This window comes from Metabacillus endolithicus (assembly GCF_023078335.1).
GTDB lineage: Bacteria > Bacillota > Bacilli > Bacillales > Bacillaceae > Metabacillus > Metabacillus endolithicus.
Genome location: NZ_CP095550.1, coordinates 3,165,881 through 3,192,286, shown reverse-complemented (window position 1 = coordinate 3,192,286; position 26,406 = coordinate 3,165,881). Strand labels below are relative to the sequence as shown.

Genomic DNA, 26,406 nt, shown 5'->3' with positions numbered 1-26,406 from the left:
TTTATTTTTCGTGGATAATTTGTGGATATTTCAACCTGAAGTTTGTGGATAATGTGGATAAACATGTTAGTATCTTTATTTATATTGCTAAATTATCCACAATAACTGTTTATATCCTAAAAATAACTAATGTTTATTTTGTGGATAATGTGAATAAATTAATTCTGTTAACAATCATATGCCTATTGACATATACTGCAATGTAGTCGTTTGTATAAAAATAAGACAGGGGTGTTAATAGTTGGCATACGAGATTACACAGGATTATATTCGTACTGGAAACTCCCGCTCTGGACAACGTATTGGTACAGTTCGCTTTATTGTTAGCCATGATACAGGCAATCCAGGCTCTACTGCTTATGGAAACCGTAACTACTTTGATACTCAGCAACCATCCGCTTCTGCCCATACCTTTATTGATGATAAATATATTTTAGAAATCATTCCTTTAACTGAAATTGCTTATCATGTTCGTTCGAATGTAACAACTGATAACAGGCTATATGGTGCAAATGCCAATAGTGCTGCAATTGGAGTGGAGTTATGTCATGGAGGTACAATCAATTTTCAAGAAGCATATAATCGCTATATATGGTATCACGCTTATCTTTGTGACAGATTTAATTTAGATCCTAATTCAGATATTGTCGCACATGCCACACTTGACCCAACAAGGAGAACAGATCCAATTGGGATCTTACGTAGTAACGGTATTTCCTGGTCCATGTTTATTGAAGATGTATCCGAAGCACTTAGAAACTTTAATGGTGCAGCACCACCAAACGAACAAACTGAGACACCTCCTACTCCAGTGGTAAAAGGAACATCCGTTACCTTACCAATTGGTGAAGGTGATGCTGGCTCATTTGTTAGAGATATTCAACAACAATTAATCAGAGCGGGTTACCGTTTACCACGTTTCGGAGCAGATGGAATTTATGGTGAGGAAACAGAAAATGCAGTCATGAGATTTCAAAGAAATTTCAACTTAGCTGTTGATGGATTAGTCGGACCAAATACACTGTCTAAATTACAACAAGTAAATCAACAAAGAATTTCTGCACCTGATTTCCCTCTACCATCAGGAATTCTTCGACGTGGAAGTGAAGGAGAAGGAGTTAGGCAAGTACAACGTGCATTAAAGCAAATCAACTTTGATCCAGGTCCAATTGATGGTATATATGGTCCTAGAACAGAAGATGCAGTAAGAAGATTTCAATTAATGTATGCCGCTCTTGCCGATGATGGAATATACGGTCCAAACACAAGAAAATATATACGCATGGAATTAGAAGATTAGTTCATTAAAAAATGAATAACAAACCAGATTAGAACATAAAGTATTACTACATCACAGAATAAACAACAGGCTAAGAAAGCACGTTGCTCATATAGAGTGGCGTGTTTTCATTTTCCATAAAATAAAATACCCAATAATTTAATTTCTTCTTAACATCAAAAAAGATCTAACAACCAAGTGTTAGACCTTTTTCTTACTCTTATACTTCAGCTAATTCTCCTCGAAATAGCTCATTCTTTCTTACAGTAATGTTTAACTCCTTTGCCAGCTTCTTTAACTCCCTTTCTTCCCGTTCTGTCACGATCGAAACAACAGTTCCTGAAGCCCCTTGTCTTCCTGTTCTTCCAGATCTATGCACATATTGAGAGCTTGTAGATGGCAAATCATAATGAATAACATGTGTAAGTTCTGCGATATCTAAACCTCTTGCAGCAACATCTGTTGCAAGTAAAAGGCCTTGCTTTTCAGTTCGAAGACTTTTTAAGGCAGCTTCTCTCTCCTCTTTTTTAGTGTCACTATGCAAAAGATGAACATCCACTCCTTTATAGTCGAGTTTCTCACCTAATACACTTAGATTACCAATATCCTTTACAAATCCTAATGCTTTCATAGGAATATTCTTCACTAGCTTTTCCAGTATGAGTGCCTTATCTCTTTGTTCACAAACAAGGTAAACATGATCAACTTTTCCAGTTGGTACTTCTTCCTTTCCAACCTTTATAATCTCAGGATCCTTCTTCATCAGATCTCTTGCTTTCGATTCTGTACTTTCATTTAAAGTGGCTGAAAAAAGTACTACTTGTCTTTCATTAAGAGTTGTTTTCACAATATCTTGTATTGTTTTTTTGTTTTCAGGAATTAAAAGCTGATCTCCTTCATCAAGAACAATTGCCTTTACTTCATGCATTTTCAATTTTTTCATTTTAATTAATTCATAAATTCTTCCTGGGGTCCCAAGGATGATTTGGGGACTCTTTTTTAGCTTATCTACCTGTCTTTTTATATTTGCTCCTCCAATAAAGGAAGCACTTGTCATTCCACTGCCTTCTGACCATTTCTTTACTTCATCAAAAATTTGCATAACAAGCTCTCTTGAAGGAGCTAGGATAACAACTTGTGCCGCTTTTCTATTCACATCAATTTTATTTAATAATGGTAGCACGTACGCTAATGTTTTCCCTGTTCCAGTTGGGGATTCGGCAATCACGTCGTTTCCTTCAAGTATTTGTGGAACGGCTTTAAGTTGAATCGCCGTAGGATTCTCAAATTCTGCTTTTGACCAATTCGATTGAATAAATGGCTCAAGCTCTTGTAAAAAATTCTCTAGTGTCATAAGTGTAACTCTCCTTTACATTTACCGCTTTATGTAACTATTATGATTAGACTGTTTGTGCACACACATTCAGTTGATCTCATTATTTAAAAAGTAATAATAATCGTATTATTCCCTTTTTAGCTATCATTTAAAAAGTCAGTATTATAAGTATAGCCTTTTTTCTCTGAAGAGAAATAACCATTCGTCATATTTCCCCAGAAATAATTTTATTTCTACAAGATTTTCTCTATATCATTTTAGTACATTATCTTTCTAACAATTTTTTTCTTTTTATGTATATAAATCTCTCAATCAGGGAATAGTGATAAATACATCCCCCCCTTTACTATATATTGAAAAAACCTCCTGATGGAGGTTTTTTTCGTTTTGCTCCTGAAGTGTCTATTTTTATTTAAATCTTATACATTTTTCACTAGATATTATGTTTTCATGAAATAATGAGAATCCTTCCTAACAAATGTCGATTTACGGACATCCCTTAACCATATTTCTTTCCAAAATGACACCTTCTTTATTTTTTTCGCATTTTATGTTTACATCACACCTAAATAGGGTAATACCCCACTAGTATCAATAAAAAACTTCATACTAACAGTGTTCGATAGAGCATTTATATAAGAATTTGATTATAAATAAAGAAAAGGTGGGCTTTCCAATGGTTAAGGAAATTCAAATTAAAAAGATGAATGAAATTAACGACGAATTAGCAGCTATTTCAAGTGAATGTGAACGTGCTTTTTCGGAATGGTTTCATGATCGAGGTAATTCAAAACTATTAAAAGAATATCGCTCACTTCTCGGTAAACGTGAAGACATCATAAAAGAATACAAATCATATCTTATTATTAACTGAGTTAATTTCATAAAGATGAGTCTTAAATCAAAAAACGAAACATTTTTATACATCCTGAACTGAATAATAAACAATACTCGGATAAAAACACTATTAAAGGTGAGATTCATACGTTTTTTGGTAACGAATGATACACTATGAAATTGATTCAACTAAACATAATAAATACACTTATTACTTACTATACTAGGCTAACAAGAACGTGTTCTTGTTAAATTTTAAGTTAATTCTTACTTAAAATAACTACTTTTAAGTAATTTCCTTCTTTAAATTCTGGACGCGTTTTAAAATCAGCTGGTAAACTAAATTCCTCAAGAATCGTGTACGCTTCTCTACTTTCTTTAAAAGCCTTATCAATAAAACTTTTAAATTTCTTCATACTAAATGTACTGCAATTGGATGAAGCCACGATAATCCCCTTTTTAGAGGTAATTTGGATTGCTTGCTTTAATAAATCAGGATAATCCTTTCCAGCACTAAATGTATGTTTTTTAGAGCGGGCAAAGCTTGGAGGATCTAGTATGACCATATCGTAATTCAACTTCTTTCTAACAGCATATTTAAAGAAGTTAAATACATCCTCTACTATAATATCTTGTGCCTCATAATCAATTTCATTTACACTGAATTGTTCTATTGTTTTTGCTTTGCTTCGGTTAGCAAGGTCAACACTTGTTGTTTTAACTGCGCCTCCGAGTGCAGCAGCAACAGAAAAAGCCCCTGTATAAGAAAAGGTATTTAATACATGCTTCCCTTTTGCATACTTGTCACGTATGGCTTTTCGGACATCTTTCTGATCCAAAAACACACCAACCATTGCGCCATCATTCAAATAAACGGCAAATTTAATACCATTTTCTTTCACAATAAGAGGGAAATTTGCTCTTTCTCCAATGACAAAGTCGTCATCCTCAATATATGTTCCTTTAACATCAAATCTCTTCTTTTCATAAACACCTTTGAAATCCACAATTTTTTTCAGGGCTTCCATTATGTCTTTTTTAAAGTGATAAATTCCTTCACTATACCAGGTGATTACATAATAACCATCATAATGATCAATCGTTAATCCACCAATTCCATCACCTTCACCATTAAAAATCCGAAAAGCTGTTGTATTTTCATCTTGATAAAATGACAAGCGGGCATTTATAGCTATGTTTAATTTATTCTCAAAAAAGGATTGATCAATCACTTCATGTTGGTTATTCGTTAAAATCCATCCTCTACCTTTGTTTTGTATCCCATAGTATCCTTTAGCTAGGAAATGATTGTTTTCATCAAACAAATCGAGAATTGTTCCCTCTTCTTTTAAAGCATTTATATTTTTGATGGCTTCTTTATTGATTAATGGATATCCTGATCGAAATTGATTAACAAAGTTAGATTTTATTTGGAGTTTTACTGTTTTTTTCATCTACTCACACCTATATTTTAATTTCCGTCAAACGAATCTATTCCATCATACCGATCTTTTTACAAAAAAAGAAAACCCCTCTTTAAAAGAGGGGCTAGAAAATACCTTTATACCCACCACATTTGTGATGGCTGCTCATTAATTAAGACCGATTTTAAATTAGTAACAGCACGCTCAAAGCCTTCATCTATAGACATGATTGGATCTTCATGTTCAATACTTACAACATAGTCATATCCATAAGTACGTAGAGCACTCATTATGTCATTCCATTCTGTTAGGCTGTGACCACAGCCAACAGATCTGAACGTCCAGGCTCTTGTTTGAACTTCACCATATGGCTGCATATCTGTTAATCCATACATATTGACATTATCTTGGTCAATATAAGTATCTTTTGCATGGAAATGATGAATTGCATTAGCTTTACCTAAAATTTTAATCGCTGCAACCGGATCAATTCCTTGCCACCAAAGATGACTTGGATCTAGGTTCGCACCAATTGCATCACATGTTGCTTCACGAAGTTTTAGCATTGTATATGGTGTATGTACTAAAAATCCACCATGTAGCTCTAAACCGATTTTAACGTTATGTTCTTGCGCATACTGTCCTACTTCTTTCCAGTATGGAATTAACTTCTCTTCCCATTGCCACTTTAACACATCGCCATATTCATTTGGCCAAGGAGTAACTGGCCAGTTCGGAAATTTTGCTCCCTCATGGTCACCAGCAGTTCCTGAAAATGTATTAACAACAGGTACATTCATTAACGATGCAAGTTTGATTGTTTTCTTTAGTGTTTCTTGAGAATCTTGAGCAAATTCCTTATCAGGTGAAATTGGATTACCATGACAACTGAATGCACTAATAACTAAATCCCGCTCTTGTATTTTTCCTAAGTACTCATTACGTTTTTCTTCACTCTCAAGTAAAGCATCCAAATCACAATGAGATCCACCTGGATAACCACCAGTTCCAATTTCAACTGCCTGCAAACCGGAAGCTTTTACTCGATCTAACATTTCCTCAAAAGATTTATCATTAAAAAGAACAGTAAATACACCTAATTTCATCGAAAGTCCTCCTTTATTATTATCTTTACTCATGAATATCCAGAGGCTTCTAGACATTCATGAGTTTACTTCTTCATTATTTTGACTCTGCTGATTGATAGATTTCATCAATAATTTGAGAAACCTGCAATGCTTCTTCTGGCTTTACAACAAGCTCAGCTTTTCCTAGACAAGCATCAAGAAAGTTCCTAGCCTGAGATAGACCGGGATCATCCTCACCAGAAATCCATGCAGCTTGACTGTTTATAAGCATGTCATCTTTTGCCGCATAAAACTCCAGAGGGAAAACACTTAATCCACCATCAACGCCAGATATACTTACGTGCTCTTCATCATCCAATATATTTGCAGCCCACGATGTTTCTAATAATAAAGACGCCCCATTTTCAAACTTAATGTATGCTGTGACATGGTCGTCTACATTAAATGTTTCATGGTCAAAGCTGCCCCACTGATTAACTGAATTAGGTTGTTTACTTAATGCATTGTACGTACTGCCATTTACCTCAACATACTTTGGACTTCCCATTAACCAAATAGCCAAATCTAGCAGGTGACATCCATAGTCAATTAAGCTGCCTCCACCTTGGAGTGATTTATTTGTAAACACTCCCCAGCCAGGCACCTTTCTTCGTCTCAAAGCTCTTACTCTTGTTACAAGTGGAGTACCAACATCTCTCATCATTTTCTTTGCTGCTTGTGAATTTTTCATAAAACGATAATGATAGGCAATTGCTAATACTTTATTTGTACGTTTTGAAGCTTCAAGCATTGCTTCACATTCTTCTGCTGTAAGTGCCATTGGCTTTTCACATAGAACATGTACTCCTGCTTCTAATGCTGCAATCGTAATTTCTGCGTGAAATTTATTCGGTGTACAAATAACGACAGCATCAACATGTTGAAACATATCCTGATAGTTTTCAAAAATCATCTTTATATTAAATTTCTCAGCTGCTTCTTGTGCTCTGTCTTTATTAACGTCACTTACAGCTGATATTACACAATCCTCAAAGCCTTGAAAAGCTGGGATATGTCGGCCTTGTGCAATACCACCGACTCCGATGATTCCAATTTTCAGATCACTCATTCTCATCACTCAAATACTTTTGCAATTGTTTTTGTTTCGTTTGATTTAAGTGCAGCAATGATAACAGCTAACGATTTCATACCTTCTTCTCCAGTAATTAGAGGTTCTTTATCTTCGACAACACTTGAAATAAAGTGATCAATAACATGTGAAGAGTTTTGACCGCCTTCATCGTTTGATTGAATTTTTCCAAGCTCATATTTTACTACTTCACCATTTGTATATTGAACAACTAATGAATAAGCTGGATTATCCTCTAAACGAATAATTGCCTTCTCACCATAGATAATCGTTGAGTTATCTTCTTTAGCTGTGTAAGACCAGCTTGCTGCAAGTGTTCCAATAATGCCACTTTCCGTCTTAAGGGCACAAACAGCCGTGTCATCAACATCAGCAAACTCTTTAGCAGAGGTTTCAATGAATGCTCCAACCTCTACAATTTCTTCTCCAAGTAAATAGCGCATTAAGTCTGTTTTATGAACACCTAAGTCACCCATTGCTCCGATATATGCTTTTTCCTTTTCAAAGAACCAGCTATCTCTACCATCTTGGCTCCAGCCCTCTGGACCAGGATGTCCGAAAGCTGTTCTAAAGCTGTAAATCTTCCCAATAGAACCACTTTCAATTAATTCTCGAGCAATTTGATGTGAGCGTACAAAACGCTGATTATGAGCAATCATTAGCTTTTTATCATTTTTCTTAGCAGCTTCAATCATTGCATCTGCTTCTTCTTGAGAAGTTGCCATTGGCTTTTCACATAATACATGAAGACCATTATTTAGAGCTTCAATTGTTACAGGTGCGTGTAAGTAGTTAGGTGTACATACACTAACAACATCTACCTCTCCACTATGGATAAGCTCTTTATAATCAGTAAATGCTTTTGCACCATATTTATTCGCAATTTCTTTTACACGATCTTCTACAATATCACACACAGCCACTAGCTCTACATGTTGATTTGACGCGTATTCAGGTAAGTGACGATACTGAGCAATACTTCCACAACCGATTACACCAACTCTTAATTTTCCCATTAATAATTCCTCCTAATATGTGAAATGAATTTTTCTTATTTTTTATAAATTAAGTATTACCTTACTTAGCTGAGATTGTTTCTAAAGGCTTCGCATTTCCATAAACAGGACGTTTACGGTTAACAGGCTTTACATATTTAATAGCATTTTTTATAACAGTTTGTACTTGCTCGTTATGGTATGTTGGGTATGTTTCATGACCTGGACGGAAGTAGAATATCTTGCCATTACCACGTTTAAACGTACATCCACTTCTAAAGATCTCTCCACCCTCAAACCAGCTTGTAAAGATCAACTCATCCGGTGCAGGAATGTCAAAGTGCTCACCATACATTTCTTCTTTTTCAAGTTCGATATACTCTCCAATTCCTTCTGCAATTGGATGACTAGGATCTACAACCCAAATCCGTTCTTTATCATCAGCTTCACGCCATTTTAAATCACAGCTTGTTCCCATTAGCTTTTTGAAAATCTTAGAAAAATGTCCTGAATGCAACACAATAAGTCCCATTCCATCTAACACTCTTTGTGCAACCTTTTCGACGATTGAGTCTTCTACTTCATCATGTGCAAGATGCCCCCACCAAACGAGTACATCAGTATTTTCTAATACCTCATCTGTAAGTCCGTGCTGTGGCTCATCTAATGTAGCCGTTTTCACTTCATTGTTGTCTTGTTGTAGAAAATCAGCAATAGCACCGTGAATTCCTTTTGGATAAATCTCACTAACTACGGGATTTTTCTTTTCATGTCTGTTTTCATTCCATACTGTAACTTTAGTCATTGTATTCATCCTAATCTAATCGTATTTTTTATCATGATGTCATTGTTATATCATTTATCATATACAAATTTTTACTAGTTATCTGTTAAACTTTATCTCTTGAATACAGCTCCATTAATTAATGAAGTAGTGAACCGGTTAACAAATCAAACCTATTTCTTCGATTAGATGAGCTCACCTCCTTAAATGTCTGACTTTTCTTTAGTTGAATCCCTGACAACAAGTTCAACAGGGAGCATGATCTGCTCTGGGTGTACATCCTCACTTTCAATCACAGTGATACATGTTTCTGCTGCAATTGATCCTTTTCGAAAAACATCCTGACGTATTGTCGTTAAGCTCGGTGAAGAAAATTTACTAATCATCAAGTCATCGAATCCAACAATTGCGTAGTCTCCAGGAATTCTTTTTTTATGATCATTTAGTGATTTAATGATTCCTAATGCAGTAATATCAGAAGAGGTAAAAATACCTGTAATATCTTGTTTTTTCATTAACTCTAATCCAATTGAATATCCATTTTCAAAGGTGTTTAATTTTCCTTCAACAACCATCTCTTTTTTAAAAGGAATACCAGCTTCCTTAAGAGCTCTTTTAAAACCTAAAAAACGTTGACCGTCGACCGCACGATCTATTTTTCCATTTGGTACAAAGCAGATTTGAGTGTGACCAATATCGATTAAATGCTTTGTGCCCAAATATCCACCTAGCTCGTCATTGATGCGAATATTATGATATGCATTAGCATACTCCTCAAACGAATCGACAAACACCAGCGGAATAGATAGCGGTTTCATTTTTTCGAATACATTAACAGGAAACTTCCCTAAAACCAAAAGGGCATCTAAGTTTCGCTTCATGATCCAGTTTTTGCATTCCTCCGCTTTAGATATACCGGAGATAACAAAATCATATCCATTTTTCCGGCAAGTATATTCAACACCACTTAACAATTCGCTAACATATGGATTTTCCTTTAAAATCGGTGCTAAGGTATCTTCAACTAATGGCATAATCACACCAATCATCTTGGACTTTCTTTTCGATAAACTTATAGCTGTAAAATCCGGTTGATAGTTTAAGTGTTCAATAGCCTGTAACACACGATCTTTCGTTTCATCCGATACCTTGTTTACTCCATTGAGTACGTATGACACAGTAGCGGCCGAAACTCCTGCATGTTTAGCTACATCACGTATTGTAATTTTTTGATTCATATTGCCTCCCGGTTAAACGGTTAACTTATGATGTCATTATATAATGTTGGGTGAAAAAAGATCAAGGGGTATATAAAAATTTTTATTCTAGTTGTCTAAAATTATGTACTTATTCAATATAAAATATTCCATTAAAAATCTTAAATCTATTATGTATAAAAAGAGCAAAAATGGCAAAGATGATACTATTAACTTACTAGATTGCGAGGAAATAAAAATGATAAAAAGTTTTTTACCAGCTATCTTATTAATCTTTTTCACCTTTGTAGGCTTTAGTGTTTACTTTTTATATCAATTAAGTCTTTTCACTTTGAAAGTAATGGTCTATACGATTTAAAATGTACTCTACATATATCCCGAGAAGATGCACATGCTAATCATGGTGTTTATTACACCAATAACAACGATGTGGGGGAAAATGACATGAATATTCGTGAAGGATTAATCCCAACTGCATTAGGTTCAGCTGTTACTGCTACTGGATATGTATTAAAACAAAGACGCGGTTCTAATAAAATGGTCGCAAATACTGTTTTTGGTTTTGGTCTTGCCCACGTAGTATTAGGTGCCATTGACCTTGTCCAACATCGACGTTAACAAAAAAGGTGAGCTAATTACGGCTCACCTTTTTTCCTATTCTATTGCATTTTCAGGGCTATACAATTGAAGCTCTAATTCAGTTTCTTTTCCCATAGCAAGATTAGCAAGCTCTAAACCAAGAAATGGACCACTCGTTAGTCCCGAGGCCCCCAATCCATTTGCTACTAATAAACCTTCATATCCTTGTATTGGACCAATAATTGGAAGAAATCCAGGTGTAAATGGACGGAATCCAACTCTTGTTTCTACCATAGAGCTTTCATCTAAACCTGGTGCTACCTCTAGAGCTTTACTTAATATTTCATGAACTCCACCTGCTGTTACACGAAGGTCAAAACCAGCATCATCCTCATGTGTTGCACCTACAACAACTCTACCTTCTTCAAAAGAAAGAATATATTGATTGTTAGGTGGCATCACGACTGGCCAAGAGCTTGTATCTGTGTTCTCGAGATGAAGATGAATAATTTGTGCTTTTTGTGGCTTAACGATAAACTTTATTCCTAATGGACTTAATAACTCCTGTGACCAAGCACCTCCGGTTATAATGACTTGATTAGCATCATAAACTTGCTCACTAACACAAACCCCGGTAATACGCTTTTTATCATGAACTAATGAAACAGCATTTTCTTCAATAAAAGTAGCACCGTTCTTTTTTGCTGCCCTGACTAATGCTGAACGAAGTGCTCTTCCATTGACCCGTGCTCCCCCACTTACAAAAACAGCACCATATTCTGGAGATAGAGGCGGAAACAAAGACTGTGTTTCTTCAGGAGATAATAGTTTAATTTCACCGATTTCCGGTGCATCTTCTCTTCGTTTAGCAGCTCGTTCTGCCATTTTTTTAAGCTTTTCTGTGTCTTTATTCAGGCTAATTGCTCCGACTTTGCTATAGCCTGTTTCTGTTTCACCATCATCTTCTAATTTCTTTATTAATTCCGGATAATAGCGAGCTCCACCTTTGACCATTTGATACCATGCCTTGTTTCGACGCTGAGACAACCATGGACAGACTATTCCAGCGGCAGCATCTGTTGCCTGTCCCTTATCTTTTCTATCTATAACGGTAACTTCGGCACCAGCTTTAGCTAAATGGTAAGCAGCTGATGCACCGAGAATCCCCGCTCCGACCACGATATATTTCTTCAATCAAAACACCTTTTTTCTGCATCCTTTTTTAATTATTTTACCTAAGTTTAGGGTCGGACTCAAATCGAGTAATTTAAAAAGGCAATTTAAAAGGTGTATATTAGATATACACCTACTGTGTCGCCTCAATATCAATAAGTTAAAACAGTCCTTACAGTTAAAATAATGAAAGTGAAAAAGCCTACTTGATTTTTGATCAATTCGCCAGCTCCTTTACCTTTTGAATTTTGTTAACTTCAATATACAGAAGGTAAAAGATGTATTCCACATTCATGTTATAAAATGTAACATAGTTTTCAGAAAATTTAAAATTTATTCCTCCAACATTCTTCTCGCCACCTCTTCCCCTACGGCAACCCCTGAAAGAAATGCACTCTCAACCCTTGTTTTCCCACTCAGGTCGTCTTTATGTAAAAACACATCACCAGCCAAAAATAAGGGGATTGTTTGTTCAAGATTTAAGAAAGGGTGTTTTATTGTTGAAGTCGCTTCTGAGTATTTCCACCTCTTAAGCTGTAGCTCTATGATATTTTCTTTCTGTAAAACAGGCTTTAAGTTCTCTAAAAGAAGTGCCTTAATTTCATGATCTTCTAGATGATAATAATCCTTTGCCCATTCACCTGATGTATACATACTGAGGGTTGTAAGCCTTGAAATGCCCTTTTTTCTATGATCAACAATGCGGTCGACTCCATCAGGCAAGTTTTCATTAAGAAATCCTATCTCTGGTAAATCAGATGAGTTACTTAATGAGGCTATTAACACAAAGCAAGGGTTATACGTAACCTTTTCCAGCATCTCAGTTAAAGTATGGTCTATTTTCAAATTGTGAAGTAATTCTGTTGATTGTGGTACCGGGGCAGTTAAGATTACTGCTTTTGCAGCAATTCTTGTATTACATTCAGCTTGTAATAAGTAATAGTCCTCGATCTTATGAATGTTAATGACTTTTGTGTTTAGTTTGACTTCCAGGTTTTCACCAAGTTTTTTTACGAGACTGTTCATTCCGTTATTACTTTTATAACGAGAGTAGGTTTTGCCAAACCATTTGCTTACGAAATCATTTTTCTCCAACTCTTCCACAAAAGATTGGAAATGCTTTGTTCGTACTGTAAAGAATTGAGCACCATGATCAACCCTGCCTTCTCCAATTCGCCTTGTTGCCATTCTCCCTCCAAGACTTTTTCCTTTATCAATGACCAAAACATCATCGATACCATTTTCTTTTAAAGTTCTAGCAGCCATTACACCTGTAAGACCACCACCAATAATGACAACATCCCTTAACACCCTATCTCCCCCTTTAGCTAACGTTCAATTATCTCCATTCTAAGACCATCCTTTATTCGAAGGGAAACAAGTGGATCAGGTATAGCCTGTTCACCTTCAATATGTCGAAATTTATATTTTCTCCCTATAATCGCTAATATTAAGACCGTTTCCATAACGGCAAACTTATATCCGATGCAGCTTCGGGAACCCCCTCCAAAGGGAAAATAAGCAAATGGAGGAATGTTCTCATTAGAACCACTCGCAAACCGATTTGGCTGAAACTCCTCTGGATTTGGAAACATCTCATGATTACGATGAATGGCATAAGAACAAATCATAAAAGTGCTACCTTCTTTAAACGTCTCCCCTAATAACTCCACATCTTTATCCGCCTCTCTGTATATAAGCCAAGCAGGTGGAAACAGGCGAAGTGCTTCTTTCATCATTTGCTGAGTATATGCTAGCTTACTATAAACTTCAAATGGTGATTCTTCCAATAAAGAAATAGCATCAATCTCTTCATGAAATTTACGCTCTACCTCAGGGTTTTGACTTAGAACATAAAAAATCCACGTTAATAAATTGGCCGATGTTTCATGACCAGCAAGGAGCATTGTCATCATTTGATTCCGTATTTCTTCATCAGATATTCTTTCACCCGTAGCAAGTGTTGTATCTAACATCATCCCAACCATTGTCATTTGGTAGTTTTCCGGATTTTCCTTTGCTTGCTTGATAATTTCATAAATCATGTTTTCAAGCTTAGAAATCGCCTTTTTATGTATTTTATGTCTTTTTGTTGGAACATTTAACGGTAAAATAACAGGAGACAATAAGGTGTGAGCTGTTTGCTCAATCGTTTCACTAACCGCTTCCGCAAGCATCTCTTTGTTTTTCTCTAAATCTGTTGCAAACATAACTTTTGAAATAATTACTAATGTTAACTGCATCATTTCATCACTTAGGTTGCAATTCTTCCTGTGCTGAAGAGTTTCTACAAGCTTTTTCGTTTCCTCAACCATTGTCATCGCATAATGATTTAAACGCTCTTTATAGAAAATTGGCTGATAATAGTTTTTTTGTCTTCGATGCTCTTCCTTTTCAGTAGTAAGAAGTCCATCACCAATCGTTCTCCTTAATACTTTTGTTGTCCGTCCCTTTCTGAAATAGGAATCCTTTGTCACTAAGATCTCCTTAACAAACTCAGGTGAATTAACAATAAAAGATGGTTTAAATCCTGTTCGTAAAGAAACAATATCACCCTTATCGAGCATATTTAAAAAGAAAAAAAGGGGGTCTTTTTGAAATTCAAGAAAGTTTTGAAGTCGTGGGGTTGTAACGTCCTTTACTCTACTCATATGAGAATCTCCTTAAATAAGTGGTTTCTTTTTATTGTATCTAACTTATGGAAAAAAAATAAAAGGCAATGTGCTATGATATTGTCTTAAACTTTCAGAACATATAGGCACCTATCGAATAGACTATAATAACTATTCAGTCGAAAGGATGGCTACTATGCACAATCCTATGGGTTTTTTCAATCAAAAAAACAACTTTCCTTTTCAGGCAATGCCTCAGTCACAGTTTGGTCCAGAAAATTTGCTTGAGTTAAAAAAGATGGTTAAACAATATCACTCCATCTTAAATGATGATTTCTGGAGTAACATCCATGGATTAGGTACGAGTAAACGAAAGGAAATTCAGTTAATACCAGTTGAAATTTGGGAAAGTGAATATAGCATTTACCTATCAATCATTTGCCCTGGGTTAAAAGAGCTAAATCATGCGAAAGTCTTTTTTCAAAATGATCAGGTGTTAACATTAAAAATAAAGCATCAATCAGTAAAACCTGCGGGTGCAAATACTTTACTCTCAAGTGATCTTCCACAAACAACATATGAAAGAGAAATCTTTCTCCCTAAATCAGTAATGACATCAAATTATTCTTCTAGCTATGAAGATGGGATACTCACCTATGTATTGAAAAAAGCTGAAGATCATGAGACAGATTTAGACATTCCATTTGATTTTTAACAAGGGAGGGAATAAGCATTCCAAAAATTGAAATCAATATCGGAAACTTCAAAGTATATAGTATTGCTGGAACGTCTTCTTTAGTAGTTGGTAAGGGATATTATCATGAATTAACAAGTCAAACAAAAACGACAAATGGTGTTGGAAGTGCATATGGAGATGGTTCTTACATCAATATGAGTCCATATCAATCACAAGTTAACGACCCTGATATGAAGGTGAAAAATAGCCAAAGTCATTATCCATATAACGCACCCTCTTATGCGATGAATCCCTATTATCTACATCCTTATCCATCTTATCTATGTGCATATCCCGTGTATAAATAATTCACTTGCTCAGGTTAGGACTGCAGGTGAATTATTTATTTTCATTTAATAATTTAATTTCACCAATAGTATGAACAGCAAAAGACTATAAAAAAAGTACACCTTGTTAAGTGTACTTGAACACTGTATCAATCTTCTAATCCCAAAGATGATTGCGCTATAGGCATCATTGTATCAACACCATCTGGATCAAAAACATTAGAAGCAATTGGTTGAAAGTTATTAAAATCAAAATCTCCAAATGTTTGGCCGGCAATTAAGTTATTTTTAACCTGACTTTCTAATGATTGATAAAAAGATTCACCAACTGAAAATGCTGCGTTTGTTTCCATTTGGTTTATTTTTACCCCACCAAAAAAGATTATACCTATTGGTTCATTATCACCAAAAACCATACTCCCACCACCTAGTTAAAAGTTAGATAAACTTCTAGAATTCCGTTGTTATAAGTAAAATTGACATTTTTCTTATTCACCTTCTTAGGAATCTTAATTCTACGGTGAAACGGACCTTGATAAATTTCCTGCAAGATAATATTCTTATTGTTTTCAGGAATTACTGTTACAACTTTTCCTTTTATTTCAAGATCATCATGCTCACTAAAGGATACCTGTAAATTTTCCTTTTTTACACCAGGGAGGCTAAGACGAATAGAATACCCATCACTCGTTTCAAACAAATCAACCCTTGGAGAGCGAATTTCCTTTTGACTATTATTCTTTATTCTCGAGTTTCTTCTCATTCCGTACGGTTTCTTATTGCCTTCGTAATACATAATGATCCCTCCAGTCGAATAAGAATTATATAGTATATTCAGTGACAATAAGATATGTGAAATAAGGAGTGTTCTTTGATGCATTCCAACCATACAAATCAAGATCTGATTCACCATTTGCAACAACAAATTCAAGATATGCATCAATATATTCAACAATTAAATCAATACATCAACCACCAGAATGTATATGAATATTACATTCAAGGCCTAAATGTGGGAAAAGTTTCAGGAACTCTTCAGTTGGGGCAGCTCATCCACAATGAGAGGAAAGACAGTGAAGGAATACATCGCTTTATTATCGGTGAAATCAAAATTAGAGAAATAGATAGTACGGGAACAGTTGGACTTGGGGTGATGGAAAAAATGGATACAGAACCCCCTCCAAGTGAAAACACAGAGGAGCTTAATAGGCTGTATAAAGAAATAAAAACACAAATGCATGTAGAAGAAGTTCCCACTTTTTTAAAAAATATTAAGCTAGATACTTTAACTAAGATTCAGAACTGGATGGGTAACAAACTTGATTTAAATGAAACATTAACTGCTTTTTATGAGAATAGTTTAGCTATCTTAAATGAAAGAATTAACCCTGTTATTAACATAGCTATTCCATCACTATATGAGAATACATATATTGAACTTGCAGATGAAATTGAGCTACAAGCAAAATCTTTATTCGTGATAACAGCTCTATTGCATATCTTATCTCCGGGATATATACAGAAATACAAAAAAATAAGCATGTTAATATTCTTGCAAAAACAGAATTAAAGCAAACGGAAAAACCATCTACAATACAGCAAATTATTGAAAAAATCAAAAGAACTTTTAAGTTGAAAGATCTTCCATCTGTTTTTGAAGAGGAATTAGAAGAGTTACCCGAAACCCTAAGATATTTCTTTCACCATATTATCCAACCAATTGTTGGATTTGGGGATGCTGCACTTTACATTGATAACATTTTAGACCTAGTTATCAAGAGTACTGAGGAATTTTCAGAAGAAGAATTTGATTTAAACATTGAAGAACAAAGTAATCTTTTTTCGCAACTAATCAACTATTTAGATGAGTATATCAAACATATCTTACTTGAATACATATTGTTACAAATTTAAGATTTCATTAATGAATAAACCTTTTCCAATATTCAAACACAAAAAAACTAACCTGTTATTCGGTTAGTTCTGACTTTACGCGCCTTAGAGGATTCGAACCTCTGACCGACGGCTTAGAAGGCCGTTGCTCTATCCTGCTGAGCTAAAGGCGCATTATATATGTATTTCTGGCGGAGAAAGAGGGATTTGAACCCTCGCGCCGCTTACACGACCTACACCCTTAGCAGGGGCGCCTCTTCAGCCTCTTGAGTATTTCCCCACATAATAAAAATGGCTCCGCAGGTAGGACTCGAACCTACGACCGATCGGTTAACAGCCGATTGCTCTACCACTGAGCTACTGCGGAACAACTATATTGTACTTATGGTGGGCCTAAATGGACTCGAACCATCGACCTCACGCTTATCAGGCGTGCGCTCTAACCAGCTGAGCTATAGGCCCATAATAATTGGAGCGGGTGAAGGGAATCGAACCCTCATCATCAGCTTGGAAGGCTGAGGTTTTACCACTAAACTACACCCGCATATATAAGTGTCCTGGAGGCACCACCCGGATTTGAACCGGGGATAGAGGTTTTGCAGACCTCGGCCTTACCACTTGGCTATGATGCCTTAAAATAAATGGCTGGGCTAGCTGGATTCGAACCAACGCATGTCGCAGTCAAAGTGCGATGCCTTACCGCTTGGCTATAGCCCATTGAATTAGCTTCATGCATATACTTCCCTGAATAAGCTCCATGAATCCTCATCGCAAGAGGATATTCTGGGGTATTTCTGACAAGAAAATACACGAAATATCGTCGACTACTAGGTGCTTTTCTGCAATTATTACTTACTAAACATCTAGTATATTCAATATACAAATGGGGCGACTGATGGGAATCGAACCCACGAATGTCGGAACCACAATCCGATGCGTTAACCACTTCGCCACAACCGCCACTAAAGGTAAATGGTGGAGGGGGGCAGATTCGAACTGCCGAACCCTAAGGAGCGGATTTACAGTCCGCCGCGTTTAGCCACTTCGCTACCCCTCCAAAATATTCAATTACAAGTGGTGGCTCGGGACGGAATCGAACCGCCGACACATGGATTTTCAGTCCATTGCTCTACCAACTGAGCTACCGAGCCATATAATTAGTTAGTATCAACAAATAAGATACAGGATTGCTTTTTACGTATTATTTATTTGTTCCTATTAAATGTTAGTATTTTAAGGTTTTCAATTAGGGAATCGTCCTCATCTCAGAGGGATTATTCAAGAAGCAACTCGATGAGTACGCTGAAGTTTATTCAGAGAAGCATATTCGAACGTGCTCTACCAACTGAGCTACCGAGCCAAATTAGTTTACGGCTTCCGCTAAGCTTCGAATCTCTTCGTCAACTCCTGCGCTCACATCCTCACGTATTAACATACGCTCCGGTGTTCACTTAGTCGTTTCCTTGACCTTCTCGCTTATCGAAACCCTTTTACTCTATAATTAGAGATAGAGTTAACATTTATATAACTAATAAATAATGGCGGTCCGGACGGGACTCGAACCCGCGACCTCCTGCGTGACAGGCAGGCATTCTAACCAACTGAACTACCGGACCAGAGTTTTTCCACGTAGTGAAAATAACTTACCTTAACATAATAGTTTATTATAAACATGACATTTAAAGTTTGGTTGCGGGGACAGGATTTGAACCTGCGACCTTCGGGTTATGAGCCCGACGAGCTACCAGACTGCTCCACCCCGCGATGATATATATATAAAGTTTTAGAAATATGGAGGAGGAAAGGGGATTCGAACCCCTGCGGCTTTGACACCCCTGTCGGTTTTCAAGACCGATCCCTTCAGCCGGACTTGGGTATTCCTCCGTAATAAATGGACCCTGTAGGACTCGAACCTACGACCGGACGGTTATGAGCCGTCTGCTCTAACCAGCTGAGCTAAGGGTCCAATAAATGATTTTACTCATTTATTTTAATCATTATTCTTTAATAGCGGCGGAGGGAATCGAACCCACGACCTCACGGGTATGAACCGTACGCTCTAGCCAGCTGAGCTACACCGCCCTAATTACAAAACGCTCACTGTTTAAAAACCATGCTCGTCATGTCTCTTGTCAGACACATTCCTCGCAAGCCTACAATGAAGCTAATACAGGATGTTTACGGCTCGCTCTAGCCAGCTGAGCTACACCGCCAAAAACTAAAATATAAAATTACAAGTGGAGCCTAGCGGGATCGAACCGCTGACCTCCTGCGTGCAAAGCAGGCGCTCTCCCAGCTGAGCTAAGGCCCCATAATCATAATAAATGAATGGTCGGGAAGACAGGATTCGAACCTGCGACCCCTTGGTCCCAAACCAAGTGCTCTACCAAGCTGAGCTACTTCCCGTTCTAGATATCATAGGTGGGATGTGGGAGGTCAGAGACTTAGTATTACTTTAGAGCGAAAACTATATTCTCGCTTCTGACTTCTGATTTCTCACTTCTATACTTGGCGCGCCCGAGAGGAGTCGAACCCCTAACCTTTTGATCCGTAGTCAAACGCTCTATCCAATTGAGCTACGGGCGCTTAAGATTCTTAAAAGTTCATATATTAATTTGCGTTATTTTCGCTGACGCAAAAACATTGGTGCCGAGGACCGGAATCGAACCGGTACGGTAGTCACCTACCGCAGGATTTTAAGTCCTGTGCGTCTGCCAGTTCCGCCACCCCGGCACTAATTATTGGAGCGGAAGACGGGATTCGAACCCGCGACCCCCACCTTGGCAAGGTGGTGTTCTACCACTGAACTACTTCCGCAATATTGGTAGTTATTTTCGCTAACGCGAAAAAACTTTGGTGCGGGTGAAGGGACTTGAACCCCCACGTCATAAAGACACTAGATCCTAAGTCTAGCGCGTCTGCCAATTCCGCCACACCCGCAAGGTGTGAAAATGGTGAGCCATGAAGGACTCGAACCTTCGACCCTCTGATTAAAAGTCAGATGCTCTACCAACTGAGCTAATGGCTCATTTTATAATGAGTAATAATATTTAATTTATCTCTTGTTATAGACACCCAAATTTCAGTATGCTTATTCAAGCTGCAGCTCAATTTGTGTGCTGATGTAAAGCTTCGAAGCCTATTCGGTCGTGCTCTACCAACTGAGCTAATGGCAATTTTAAAATGAGTGGTGCCGGCGAGAGGACTTGAACCCCCAACCTACTGATTACAAGTCAGTTGCTCTACCAGTTGAGCTACACCGGCATGATTATAGATATATATAGGGAACTTTATCTTACTTACCAGCCACCCAAATCTCAGAAAGATTATTCAAGTAGCAGCTCGATTTGTGTGCTGAAGCAGGAGCTTCGAAGCATATTCGATCGTGCTCTACCAGTTGAGCTACAACGGCATATGGTAAGTTATTTTCGTTGGCACGAAAAAACTATGGTGGAGGATGACGGGATCGAACCGCCGACCCCCTGCTTGTAAGGCAGGTGCTCTCCCAGCTGAGCTAATCCTCCAAAACAACATATAATTTATGAATTTCATTAAGGTAAGTTTTTTTCGCTAGCGCGAAAAAACTATGGTGACCCATACGGGATTCGAACCCGTGTTACCGCCGTGAAAGGGCGGTGTCTTAACCGCTTGACCAATGGGCCATATAATAAAATTAAACCTATAAAGGTTTGCCTGGCAACGTCCTACTCTCACAGGGGGAATCCCCCAACTACCATCGGCGCTGAAGAGCTTAACTTCCGTGTTCGGCATGGGAACGGGTGTGGCCTCTTCGCCATCATTACCAGACAAAATTAAGTTTGAAGGATATTCCTTCAAAACTAGATAACGATTCACAATTCAATTCACTAAGTTTACGCTTTAATTAGGTTAAGTCCTCGATCGATTAGTATCAGTCAGCTCCACACGTCACCGCGCTTCCACCTCTGACCTATCAACCTGATCATCTTTCAGGGATCTTACTAGCTTACGCTATGGGAAATCTCATCTTGAGGGGGGCTTCATGCTTAGATGCTTTCAGCACTTATCCCTTCCGCACATAGCTACCCAGCTATGCCTTTGGCAAGACAACTGGTACACCAGCGGTGCGTCCATCCCGGTCCTCTCGTACTAAGGACAGCTCCTCTCAAATTTCCTACGCCCACGACGGATAGGGACCGAACTGTCTCACGACGTTCTGAACCCAGCTCGCGTACCGCTTTAATGGGCGAACAGCCCAACCCTTGGGACCGACTACAGCCCCAGGATGCGATGAGCCGACATCGAGGTGCCAAACCTCCCCGTCGATGTGGACTCTTGGGGGAGATAAGCCTGTTATCCCCGGGGTAGCTTTTATCCGTTGAGCGATGGCCCTTCCATGCGGAACCACCGGATCACTAAGCCCGACTTTCGTCCCTGCTCGACTTGTAGGTCTCGCAGTCAAGCTCCCTTGTGCCTTTACACTCTACGAATGATTTCCAACCATTCTGAGGGAACCTTTGGGCGCCTCCGTTACATTTTAGGAGGCGACCGCCCCAGTCAAACTGCCCACCTGACACTGTCTCCCAGCCCGATCAGGGCTGTGGGTTAGAATTTCAATACAGCCAGGGTAGTATCCCACCGACGCCTCCACCGAAGCTAGCGCTCCGGCTTCTCAGGCTCCTACCTATCCTGTACAAGCTGTACCAAAATTCAATATCAGGCTACAGTAAAGCTCCACGGGGTCTTTCCGTCCTGTCGCGGGTAACCTGCATCTTCACAGGTACTATAATTTCACCGAGTCTCTCGTTGAGACAGTGCCCAGATCGTTACGCCTTTCGTGCGGGTCGGAACTTACCCGACAAGGAATTTCGCTACCTTAGGACCGTTATAGTTACGGCCGCCGTTTACTGGGGCTTCGGTTCAAAGCTTCGCTTGCGCTAACCTCTCCCCTTAACCTTCCAGCACCGGGCAGGCGTCGCCCCTATACTTCGCCTTGCGGCTTCGCAGAGACCTGTGTTTTTGCTAAACAGTCGCCTGGGCCTATTCACTGCGGCTTTTCCGGGCTATTCACCCTAAAAAGCACCCCTTCTCCCGAAGTTACGGGGTCATTTTGCCGAGTTCCTTAACGAGAGTTCTCTCGCTCACCTTAGGATTCTCTCCTCGCCTACCTGTGTCGGTTTGCGGTACGGGCACCTCTCACCTCGCTAGAGGCTTTTCTTGGCAGTGTGGAATCAGGAACTTCGGTACTATAATTCCCTCGCCATCACAGCTCAGCCTTATGTGACAACGGGATTTGCCTCGTTGTCAGCCTAACTGCTTGGACGCGCATATCCAACAGCGCGCTTACCCTATCCTTCTGCGTCCCCCCATTGCTCAAATGGTGAGGAGGTGGTACAGGAATTTCAACCTGTTGGCCATCGCCTACGCCTTTCGGCCTCGGCTTAGGTCCCGACTAACCCTGAGCGGACGAGCCTTCCTCAGGAAACCTTAGGCATTCGGTGGAGGGGATTCTCACCCCTCTTTCGCTACTCATACCGGCATTCTCACTTCTAAGCGCTCCACCAGTCCTTACGGTCTGGCTTCACAGCCCTTAGAACGCTCTCCTACCACTGTTCGTAAGAACAGTCCACAGCTTCGGTGATACGTTTAGCCCCGGTACATTTTCGGCGCAGAGTCACTCGACCAGTGAGCTATTACGCACTCTTTAAATGGTGGCTGCTTCTAAGCCAACATCCTGGTTGTCTAAGCAACTCCACATCCTTTTCCACTTAACGTATACTTTGGGACCTTAGCTGGTGGTCTGGGCTGTTTCCCTCTTGACTACGGATCTTATCACTCGCAGTCTGACTCCTGAACATAAGTCTTTGGCATTCGGAGTTTGACTGAATTCGGTAACCCGATGGGGGCCCCTAGTCCAATCAGTGCTCTACCTCCAAGACTCTCATTTCAAGGCTAGCCCTAAAGCTATTTCGGAGAGAACCAGCTATCTCCAAGTTCGATTGGAATTTCTCCGCTACCCACACCTCATCCCCGCACTTTTCAACGTGCGTGGGTTCGGGCCTCCATTCAGTGTTACCTGAACTTCACCCTGGACATGGGTAGATCACCTGGTTTCGGGTCTACGACCACGTACTTATTCGCCCTATTCAGACTCGCTTTCGCTGCGGCTCCGTCTTATCAACTTAACCTTGCACGGGATCGTAACTCGCCGGTTCATTCTACAAAAGGCACGCCATTACCCATTAACGGGCTTTGACTACTTGTAGGCACACGGTTTCAGGATCTCTTTCACTCCCCTTCCGGGGTGCTTTTCACCTTTCCCTCACGGTACTGGTTCACTATCGGTCACTAGGGAGTATTTAGCCTTGGGAGATGGTCCTCCCTGCTTCCGACGGGATTTCACGTGTCCCGCCGTACTCAGGATCCACTCTGGAGGGAACGAAGTTTCAACTACAGGGTTGTTACCTTCTTTGACGGGCCTTTCCAGACCTCTTCATTTACTCCGTTCCTTTGTAACTCCGTATAGAGTGTCCTACAACCCCAAGAGGCAAGCCTCTTGGTTTGGGCTTCTTCCGTTTCGCTCGCCGCTACTCAGGAAATCGCGTTTGCTTTCTCTTCCTCCGGGTACTTAGATGTTTCAGTTCCCCGGGTCTGCCTTTAATACCCTATTTATTCAGGTAAAAATACTACTCCATTACGAGCAGTGGGTTTCCCCATTCGGAAATCTCCGGATCAAAGCTTACTTACAGCTCCCCGAAGCATATCGGTGTTAGTACCGTCCTTCATCGGCTCCTAGTGCCAAGGCATCCACCGTGCGCCCTTAACAACTTAACCTTCGACAAACGATAAGCGTCGAATTTCTTCGTTGACTTTCCATCTTCAGGTGCTCATGTACTCTCGTACACTCCGCTCCTCATCAGGTCGTCGCCTCGAACTTCTCGCTTCTCCTTTGTCTCAAGACATAAGATCAAACTTAATATCTTGATTAACATTTATTAAGAGAATCACTAAACTAAGCGTTTAAACTCAGTGAATTACTTGAATTGTTTTCGTTATCTAGTTTTCAAGGAACATGTTTCGAGAGATCATAGTTCTCTCAAAACTAAACAAAATCAGAAACGTCTTTTTTTTGAAGGAGCTTGTCCTTCAATTTTCCTTAGAAAGGAGGTGATCCAGCCGCACCTTCCGATACGGCTACCTTGTTACGACTTCACCCCAATCATCTGTCCCACCTTAGGCGGCTGGCTCCTTGCGGTTACCCCACCGACTTCGGGTGTTACAAACTCTCGTGGTGTGACGGGCGGTGTGTACAAGGCCCGGGAACGTATTCACCGCGGCATGCTGATCCGCGATTACTAGCGATTCCGGCTTCATGCAGGCGAGTTGCAGCCTGCAATCCGAACTGAGAATGGTTTTATGGGATTGGCTTGACCTCGCGGTCTTGCAGCCCTTTGTACCATCCATTGTAGCACGTGTGTAGCCCAGGTCATAAGGGGCATGATGATTTGACGTCATCCCCACCTTCCTCCGGTTTGTCACCGGCAGTCACCTTAGAGTGCCCAACTGAATGCTGGCAACTAAGATCAAGGGTTGCGCTCGTTGCGGGACTTAACCCAACATCTCACGACACGAGCTGACGACAACCATGCACCACCTGTCACTTCGTCCCCCGAAGGGGAACCTTCTATCTCTAGAAGTAGCGAAGGATGTCAAGACCTGGTAAGGTTCTTCGCGTTGCTTCGAATTAAACCACATGCTCCACCGCTTGTGCGGGCCCCCGTCAATTCCTTTGAGTTTCAGTCTTGCGACCGTACTCCCCAGGCGGAGTGCTTAATGCGTTTGCTGCAGCACTAAAGGGCGGAAACCCTCTAACACTTAGCACTCATCGTTTACGGCGTGGACTACCAGGGTATCTAATCCTGTTCGCTCCCCACGCTTTCGCTCCTCAGCGTCAGTTACAGACCAGAGAGTCGCCTTCGCCACTGGTGTTCCTCCACATCTCTACGCATTTCACCGCTACACGTGGAATTCCACTCTCCTCTTCTGCACTCAAGTTCCCCAGTTTCCAATGACCCTCCACGGTTGAGCCGTGGGCTTTCACATCAGACTTAAGAAACCGCCTGCGAGCGCTTTACGCCCAATAATTCCGGACAACGCTTGCCACCTACGTATTACCGCGGCTGCTGGCACGTAGTTAGCCGTGGCTTTCTGGTTAGGTACCGTCAAGGTACCAGCAGTTACTCTGGTACTTGTTCTTCCCTAACAACAGAACTTTACGACCCGAAGGCCTTCATCGTTCACGCGGCGTTGCTCCGTCAGACTTTCGTCCATTGCGGAAGATTCCCTACTGCTGCCTCCCGTAGGAGTCTGGGCCGTGTCTCAGTCCCAGTGTGGCCGATCACCCTCTCAGGTCGGCTACGCATCGTTGCCTTGGTGAGCCGTTACCTCACCAACTAGCTAATGCGCCGCGGGTCCATCTGTAAGTGATAGCCGAAACCATCTTTCAATTTCGAACCATGCGGTTCAAAATGTTATCCGGTATTAACTCCGGTTTCCCGGAGTTATCCCAATCTTACAGGCAGGTTACCCACGTGTTACTCACCCGTCCGCCGCTAACTTCAGGGAGCAAGCTCCCATCAGTCCGCTCGACTTGCATGTATTAGGCACGCCGCCAGCGTTCGTCCTGAGCCAGGATCAAACTCTCCAATAAAGAGTTGATAAAGCTCATAATTAAATCTTTTAAAACGTTGACGTTTCTGTTTTGTTTAGTTTTCAAAGAACTACTGTTACAAGGACAAGCAACATCATATCAAATAATTTCTTGCTTGTCAACTTCTAAGAAGAAGTTTTAGTCGATAATATATTATTTCATTTACCCTCAACACGTCTCGACTACATTAATTAGTTTATCACAACACTTCGCAGAAGTCAATAACTAATAGATGTTTTTTTCGAGAAGTATAATGTAATAACTAACTAATATAGAATCAAGCTCTTATCGCCTCTAATTAGCGACAAGTGATATCTTATCATCATGATTCGTAGAAGTCAAGTGTAT

The 26,406-nt window shown here is 39.6% G+C and carries 19 protein-coding genes, 25 tRNA genes, 3 rRNA genes and 1 pseudogene; 8 read left to right on the top strand and 40 right to left on the bottom strand.

Annotated features, from left to right (window positions below):
* Window positions 1-241: 241 nt before the first annotated feature.
* Window positions 242-742, top strand: a pseudogene (locus MVE64_RS16375) (peptidoglycan recognition protein family protein); the annotation flags it as partial.
* Complete coding sequence (locus tag MVE64_RS16370) at window positions 725-1,300, top strand: peptidoglycan-binding domain-containing protein (RefSeq protein ID WP_247347099.1); 576 nt, start codon at window positions 725-727, stop codon at window positions 1,298-1,300. The pseudogene MVE64_RS16375 and the gene MVE64_RS16370, both read left to right, overlap by 18 nt.
* Window positions 1,301-1,499: 199 nt before the next feature.
* On the opposite strand, the gene MVE64_RS16365 is transcribed toward MVE64_RS16370, so the two are convergent.
* The gene (locus MVE64_RS16365; protein WP_247339577.1) at window positions 1,500-2,633 is read right to left on the bottom strand and encodes a DEAD/DEAH box helicase; all 1,134 of its coding nucleotides are present in this window, start codon (window positions 2,631-2,633) and stop codon (window positions 1,500-1,502) included.
* 658 nt (window positions 2,634-3,291) lie between these two features.
* Between MVE64_RS16365 and MVE64_RS16360 the strand changes: the two genes are divergently transcribed.
* Window positions 3,292-3,489 carry a hypothetical protein gene (locus MVE64_RS16360; protein WP_098798571.1) on the top strand — a complete coding sequence of 66 codons (198 nt, stop codon included), beginning with the start codon at window positions 3,292-3,294 and terminating at the stop codon, window positions 3,487-3,489.
* A gap of 223 nt (window positions 3,490-3,712) precedes the next feature.
* On the opposite strand, the gene MVE64_RS16355 is transcribed toward MVE64_RS16360, so the two are convergent.
* The 6 genes from MVE64_RS16355 to MVE64_RS16330 all read right to left on the bottom strand — a co-directional run bounded on the left by MVE64_RS16355 (window position 3,713) and on the right by MVE64_RS16330 (window position 10,110).
* Window positions 3,713-4,906, bottom strand: a complete 1,194-nt coding sequence (locus MVE64_RS16355; RefSeq protein WP_247339575.1) for a class I SAM-dependent rRNA methyltransferase — start codon at window positions 4,904-4,906, stop codon at window positions 3,713-3,715.
* A gap of 107 nt (window positions 4,907-5,013) precedes the next feature.
* A complete protein-coding gene (locus MVE64_RS16350) occupies window positions 5,014-5,982 on the bottom strand; it encodes a sugar phosphate isomerase/epimerase family protein (RefSeq protein ID WP_247339573.1) in 969 nt (322 codons plus the stop codon).
* A gap of 76 nt (window positions 5,983-6,058) precedes the next feature.
* On the bottom strand, window positions 6,059-7,072 hold the full coding sequence (locus MVE64_RS16345; protein WP_247339571.1) for a Gfo/Idh/MocA family protein: 1,014 nt from the start codon (window positions 7,070-7,072) through the stop codon (window positions 6,059-6,061).
* A 5-nt stretch (window positions 7,073-7,077) separates the two neighbouring features.
* A complete protein-coding gene (locus tag MVE64_RS16340; RefSeq protein WP_247339568.1) occupies window positions 7,078-8,109 on the bottom strand; it encodes a Gfo/Idh/MocA family protein in 1,032 nt (343 codons plus the stop codon).
* Between the two features lie 61 nt (window positions 8,110-8,170).
* Entirely contained in the window at window positions 8,171-8,893 is a 723-nt protein-coding gene (locus MVE64_RS16335) for a ThuA domain-containing protein (protein WP_247339566.1), read from the bottom strand.
* Between the two features lie 182 nt (window positions 8,894-9,075).
* A complete protein-coding gene (locus tag MVE64_RS16330) occupies window positions 9,076-10,110 on the bottom strand; it encodes a LacI family DNA-binding transcriptional regulator (RefSeq protein ID WP_247339565.1) in 1,035 nt (344 codons plus the stop codon).
* Window positions 10,111-10,533: 423 nt separating this feature from the next.
* Between MVE64_RS16330 and MVE64_RS16325 the strand changes: the two genes are divergently transcribed.
* Window positions 10,534-10,707 carry an asparagine synthase gene (locus MVE64_RS16325; protein WP_247339561.1) on the top strand — a complete coding sequence of 58 codons (174 nt, stop codon included), beginning with the start codon at window positions 10,534-10,536 and terminating at the stop codon, window positions 10,705-10,707.
* 36 nt (window positions 10,708-10,743) lie between these two features.
* Here the strand turns inward: MVE64_RS16325 and MVE64_RS16320 are convergent, their stop codons facing one another.
* The 3 genes from MVE64_RS16320 to MVE64_RS16310 form a co-directional block, all read right to left on the bottom strand.
* Entirely contained in the window at window positions 10,744-11,862 is a 1,119-nt protein-coding gene (locus MVE64_RS16320; protein ID WP_247339560.1) for an NAD(P)/FAD-dependent oxidoreductase, read from the bottom strand.
* A gap of 312 nt (window positions 11,863-12,174) precedes the next feature.
* A complete protein-coding gene (locus MVE64_RS16315) occupies window positions 12,175-13,152 on the bottom strand; it encodes an NAD(P)/FAD-dependent oxidoreductase (RefSeq protein ID WP_247339558.1) in 978 nt (325 codons plus the stop codon).
* Between the two features lie 17 nt (window positions 13,153-13,169).
* Window positions 13,170-14,492, bottom strand: coding sequence for a cytochrome P450 (locus MVE64_RS16310; RefSeq protein WP_247339556.1), 1,323 nt, complete (start codon window positions 14,490-14,492; stop codon window positions 13,170-13,172).
* 157 nt (window positions 14,493-14,649) lie between these two features.
* Here MVE64_RS16310 and MVE64_RS16305 point away from each other — a divergent pair, with 157 nt between their 5' ends.
* Together MVE64_RS16305 and MVE64_RS28155 are read left to right on the top strand one after the other, a co-directional pair.
* Complete coding sequence (locus tag MVE64_RS16305; protein ID WP_247339554.1) at window positions 14,650-15,168, top strand: Hsp20 family protein; 519 nt, start codon at window positions 14,650-14,652, stop codon at window positions 15,166-15,168.
* 11 nt (window positions 15,169-15,179) lie between these two features.
* Entirely contained in the window at window positions 15,180-15,497 is a 318-nt protein-coding gene (locus MVE64_RS28155) for a spore germination protein (RefSeq protein WP_425594012.1), read from the top strand.
* Between the two features lie 128 nt (window positions 15,498-15,625).
* Here the strand turns inward: MVE64_RS28155 and MVE64_RS16300 are convergent, their stop codons facing one another.
* Together MVE64_RS16300 and MVE64_RS16295 are read right to left on the bottom strand one after the other, a co-directional pair.
* A complete protein-coding gene (locus tag MVE64_RS16300; protein ID WP_247339552.1) occupies window positions 15,626-15,892 on the bottom strand; it encodes a spore germination protein in 267 nt (88 codons plus the stop codon).
* A gap of 11 nt (window positions 15,893-15,903) precedes the next feature.
* Window positions 15,904-16,272: an Hsp20/alpha crystallin family protein gene (locus tag MVE64_RS16295; protein ID WP_247339550.1), complete on the bottom strand. Its 369-nt coding sequence runs from the start codon at window positions 16,270-16,272 to the stop codon at window positions 15,904-15,906.
* Between the two features lie 78 nt (window positions 16,273-16,350).
* Here MVE64_RS16295 and MVE64_RS16290 point away from each other — a divergent pair, with 78 nt between their 5' ends.
* Both MVE64_RS16290 and MVE64_RS16285 read left to right on the top strand, forming a co-directional pair.
* Window positions 16,351-17,046 carry a hypothetical protein gene (locus MVE64_RS16290; protein WP_247339548.1) on the top strand — a complete coding sequence of 232 codons (696 nt, stop codon included), beginning with the start codon at window positions 16,351-16,353 and terminating at the stop codon, window positions 17,044-17,046.
* A 62-nt stretch (window positions 17,047-17,108) separates the two neighbouring features.
* Window positions 17,109-17,390 carry a hypothetical protein gene (locus tag MVE64_RS16285; RefSeq protein ID WP_247339547.1) on the top strand — a complete coding sequence of 94 codons (282 nt, stop codon included), beginning with the start codon at window positions 17,109-17,111 and terminating at the stop codon, window positions 17,388-17,390.
* Between the two features lie 78 nt (window positions 17,391-17,468).
* Here the strand turns inward: MVE64_RS16285 and MVE64_RS16280 are convergent.
* The 28 genes from MVE64_RS16280 to MVE64_RS16145 form a co-directional block, all read right to left on the bottom strand.
* Window positions 17,469-17,542 (bottom strand) — tRNA-Arg (locus MVE64_RS16280).
* Window positions 17,543-17,558: 16 nt separating this feature from the next.
* Window positions 17,559-17,649: transfer RNA gene (locus tag MVE64_RS16275), tRNA-Ser, on the bottom strand.
* Window positions 17,650-17,661: 12 nt separating this feature from the next.
* Window positions 17,662-17,736, bottom strand: a tRNA-Asn gene (locus MVE64_RS16270).
* A gap of 18 nt (window positions 17,737-17,754) precedes the next feature.
* A tRNA-Ile gene (locus MVE64_RS16265) sits at window positions 17,755-17,831 on the bottom strand.
* An 8-nt stretch (window positions 17,832-17,839) separates the two neighbouring features.
* Window positions 17,840-17,913: transfer RNA gene (locus tag MVE64_RS16260), tRNA-Gly, on the bottom strand.
* 14 nt (window positions 17,914-17,927) lie between these two features.
* Window positions 17,928-18,001, bottom strand: a tRNA-Cys gene (locus MVE64_RS16255).
* Window positions 18,002-18,011: 10 nt separating this feature from the next.
* Window positions 18,012-18,086 (bottom strand) — tRNA-Gln (locus MVE64_RS16250).
* 167 nt (window positions 18,087-18,253) lie between these two features.
* A tRNA-His gene (locus tag MVE64_RS16245) sits at window positions 18,254-18,329 on the bottom strand.
* A gap of 13 nt (window positions 18,330-18,342) precedes the next feature.
* Window positions 18,343-18,426, bottom strand: a tRNA-Tyr gene (locus tag MVE64_RS16240).
* 18 nt (window positions 18,427-18,444) lie between these two features.
* Window positions 18,445-18,520: transfer RNA gene (locus MVE64_RS16235), tRNA-Phe, on the bottom strand.
* A gap of 388 nt (window positions 18,521-18,908) precedes the next feature.
* A tRNA-Asp gene (locus MVE64_RS16230) sits at window positions 18,909-18,985 on the bottom strand.
* Between the two features lie 71 nt (window positions 18,986-19,056).
* Window positions 19,057-19,133, bottom strand: a tRNA-Met gene (locus MVE64_RS16225).
* 28 nt (window positions 19,134-19,161) lie between these two features.
* Window positions 19,162-19,253 (bottom strand) — tRNA-Ser (locus MVE64_RS16220).
* Between the two features lie 8 nt (window positions 19,254-19,261).
* Window positions 19,262-19,335: transfer RNA gene (locus tag MVE64_RS16215), tRNA-Ile, on the bottom strand.
* A 42-nt stretch (window positions 19,336-19,377) separates the two neighbouring features.
* Window positions 19,378-19,451: transfer RNA gene (locus MVE64_RS16210), tRNA-Met, on the bottom strand.
* A gap of 156 nt (window positions 19,452-19,607) precedes the next feature.
* Window positions 19,608-19,680, bottom strand: a tRNA-Ala gene (locus tag MVE64_RS16205).
* Between the two features lie 18 nt (window positions 19,681-19,698).
* Window positions 19,699-19,775, bottom strand: a tRNA-Pro gene (locus tag MVE64_RS16200).
* Between the two features lie 103 nt (window positions 19,776-19,878).
* Window positions 19,879-19,955 (bottom strand) — tRNA-Arg (locus MVE64_RS16195).
* 58 nt (window positions 19,956-20,013) lie between these two features.
* Window positions 20,014-20,102, bottom strand: a tRNA-Leu gene (locus MVE64_RS16190).
* A 9-nt stretch (window positions 20,103-20,111) separates the two neighbouring features.
* Window positions 20,112-20,186, bottom strand: a tRNA-Gly gene (locus MVE64_RS16185).
* A 37-nt stretch (window positions 20,187-20,223) separates the two neighbouring features.
* Window positions 20,224-20,309, bottom strand: a tRNA-Leu gene (locus tag MVE64_RS16180).
* A gap of 12 nt (window positions 20,310-20,321) precedes the next feature.
* Window positions 20,322-20,397, bottom strand: a tRNA-Lys gene (locus MVE64_RS16175).
* 160 nt (window positions 20,398-20,557) lie between these two features.
* Window positions 20,558-20,633 (bottom strand) — tRNA-Thr (locus MVE64_RS16170).
* 184 nt (window positions 20,634-20,817) lie between these two features.
* Window positions 20,818-20,893 (bottom strand) — tRNA-Val (locus MVE64_RS16165).
* Between the two features lie 63 nt (window positions 20,894-20,956).
* A tRNA-Glu gene (locus MVE64_RS16160) sits at window positions 20,957-21,031 on the bottom strand.
* A gap of 29 nt (window positions 21,032-21,060) precedes the next feature.
* A 5S ribosomal RNA gene (gene rrf / locus MVE64_RS16155) occupies window positions 21,061-21,176 on the bottom strand.
* A gap of 77 nt (window positions 21,177-21,253) precedes the next feature.
* Window positions 21,254-24,182 (bottom strand): 23S ribosomal RNA (locus MVE64_RS16150).
* Window positions 24,183-24,508: 326 nt separating this feature from the next.
* Window positions 24,509-26,058, bottom strand: a 16S ribosomal RNA gene (locus MVE64_RS16145).
* Together the 16S, 23S and 5S rRNA genes with 25 tRNA genes alongside form the textbook arrangement of a ribosomal RNA operon.
* Window positions 26,059-26,406 lie beyond the last annotated feature (348 nt).

What these genes read in the sequence shown, in the direction of transcription:
- MVE64_RS16340 (WP_247339568.1), bottom strand. Translation starts at nt 8,109, where the DNA reads ATGGGAAAATTAAGAGTTGGTGTAATCGGTTGTGGAAGTATTGCTCAG.
- MVE64_RS16300 (WP_247339552.1), bottom strand. Translation starts at nt 15,892, where the DNA reads ATGGTTTTTGGTGATAATGAACCAATAGGTATAATCTTTTTTGGTGGG.
- MVE64_RS16335 (WP_247339566.1), bottom strand. Translation starts at nt 8,893, where the DNA reads ATGACTAAAGTTACAGTATGGAATGAAAACAGACATGAAAAGAAAAAT.
- MVE64_RS16350 (WP_247339573.1), bottom strand. Translation starts at nt 5,982, where the DNA reads ATGAAATTAGGTGTATTTACTGTTCTTTTTAATGATAAATCTTTTGAG.
- MVE64_RS16305 (WP_247339554.1), top strand. Translation starts at nt 14,650, where the DNA reads ATGCACAATCCTATGGGTTTTTTCAATCAAAAAAACAACTTTCCTTTT.
- MVE64_RS16370 (WP_247347099.1), top strand. Translation starts at nt 725, where the DNA reads ATGTTTATTGAAGATGTATCCGAAGCACTTAGAAACTTTAATGGTGCA.
- MVE64_RS16295 (WP_247339550.1), bottom strand. Translation starts at nt 16,272, where the DNA reads ATGTATTACGAAGGCAATAAGAAACCGTACGGAATGAGAAGAAACTCG.
- MVE64_RS16345 (WP_247339571.1), bottom strand. Translation starts at nt 7,072, where the DNA reads ATGAGTGATCTGAAAATTGGAATCATCGGAGTCGGTGGTATTGCACAA.
- MVE64_RS16330 (WP_247339565.1), bottom strand. Translation starts at nt 10,110, where the DNA reads ATGAATCAAAAAATTACAATACGTGATGTAGCTAAACATGCAGGAGTT.
- MVE64_RS16360 (WP_098798571.1), top strand. Translation starts at nt 3,292, where the DNA reads ATGGTTAAGGAAATTCAAATTAAAAAGATGAATGAAATTAACGACGAA.
- MVE64_RS16365 (WP_247339577.1), bottom strand. Translation starts at nt 2,633, where the DNA reads ATGACACTAGAGAATTTTTTACAAGAGCTTGAGCCATTTATTCAATCG.
- MVE64_RS16310 (WP_247339556.1), bottom strand. Translation starts at nt 14,492, where the DNA reads ATGAGTAGAGTAAAGGACGTTACAACCCCACGACTTCAAAACTTTCTT.
- MVE64_RS16355 (WP_247339575.1), bottom strand. Translation starts at nt 4,906, where the DNA reads ATGAAAAAAACAGTAAAACTCCAAATAAAATCTAACTTTGTTAATCAA.
- MVE64_RS16325 (WP_247339561.1), top strand. Translation starts at nt 10,534, where the DNA reads ATGAATATTCGTGAAGGATTAATCCCAACTGCATTAGGTTCAGCTGTT.
- MVE64_RS16290 (WP_247339548.1), top strand. Translation starts at nt 16,351, where the DNA reads ATGCATTCCAACCATACAAATCAAGATCTGATTCACCATTTGCAACAA.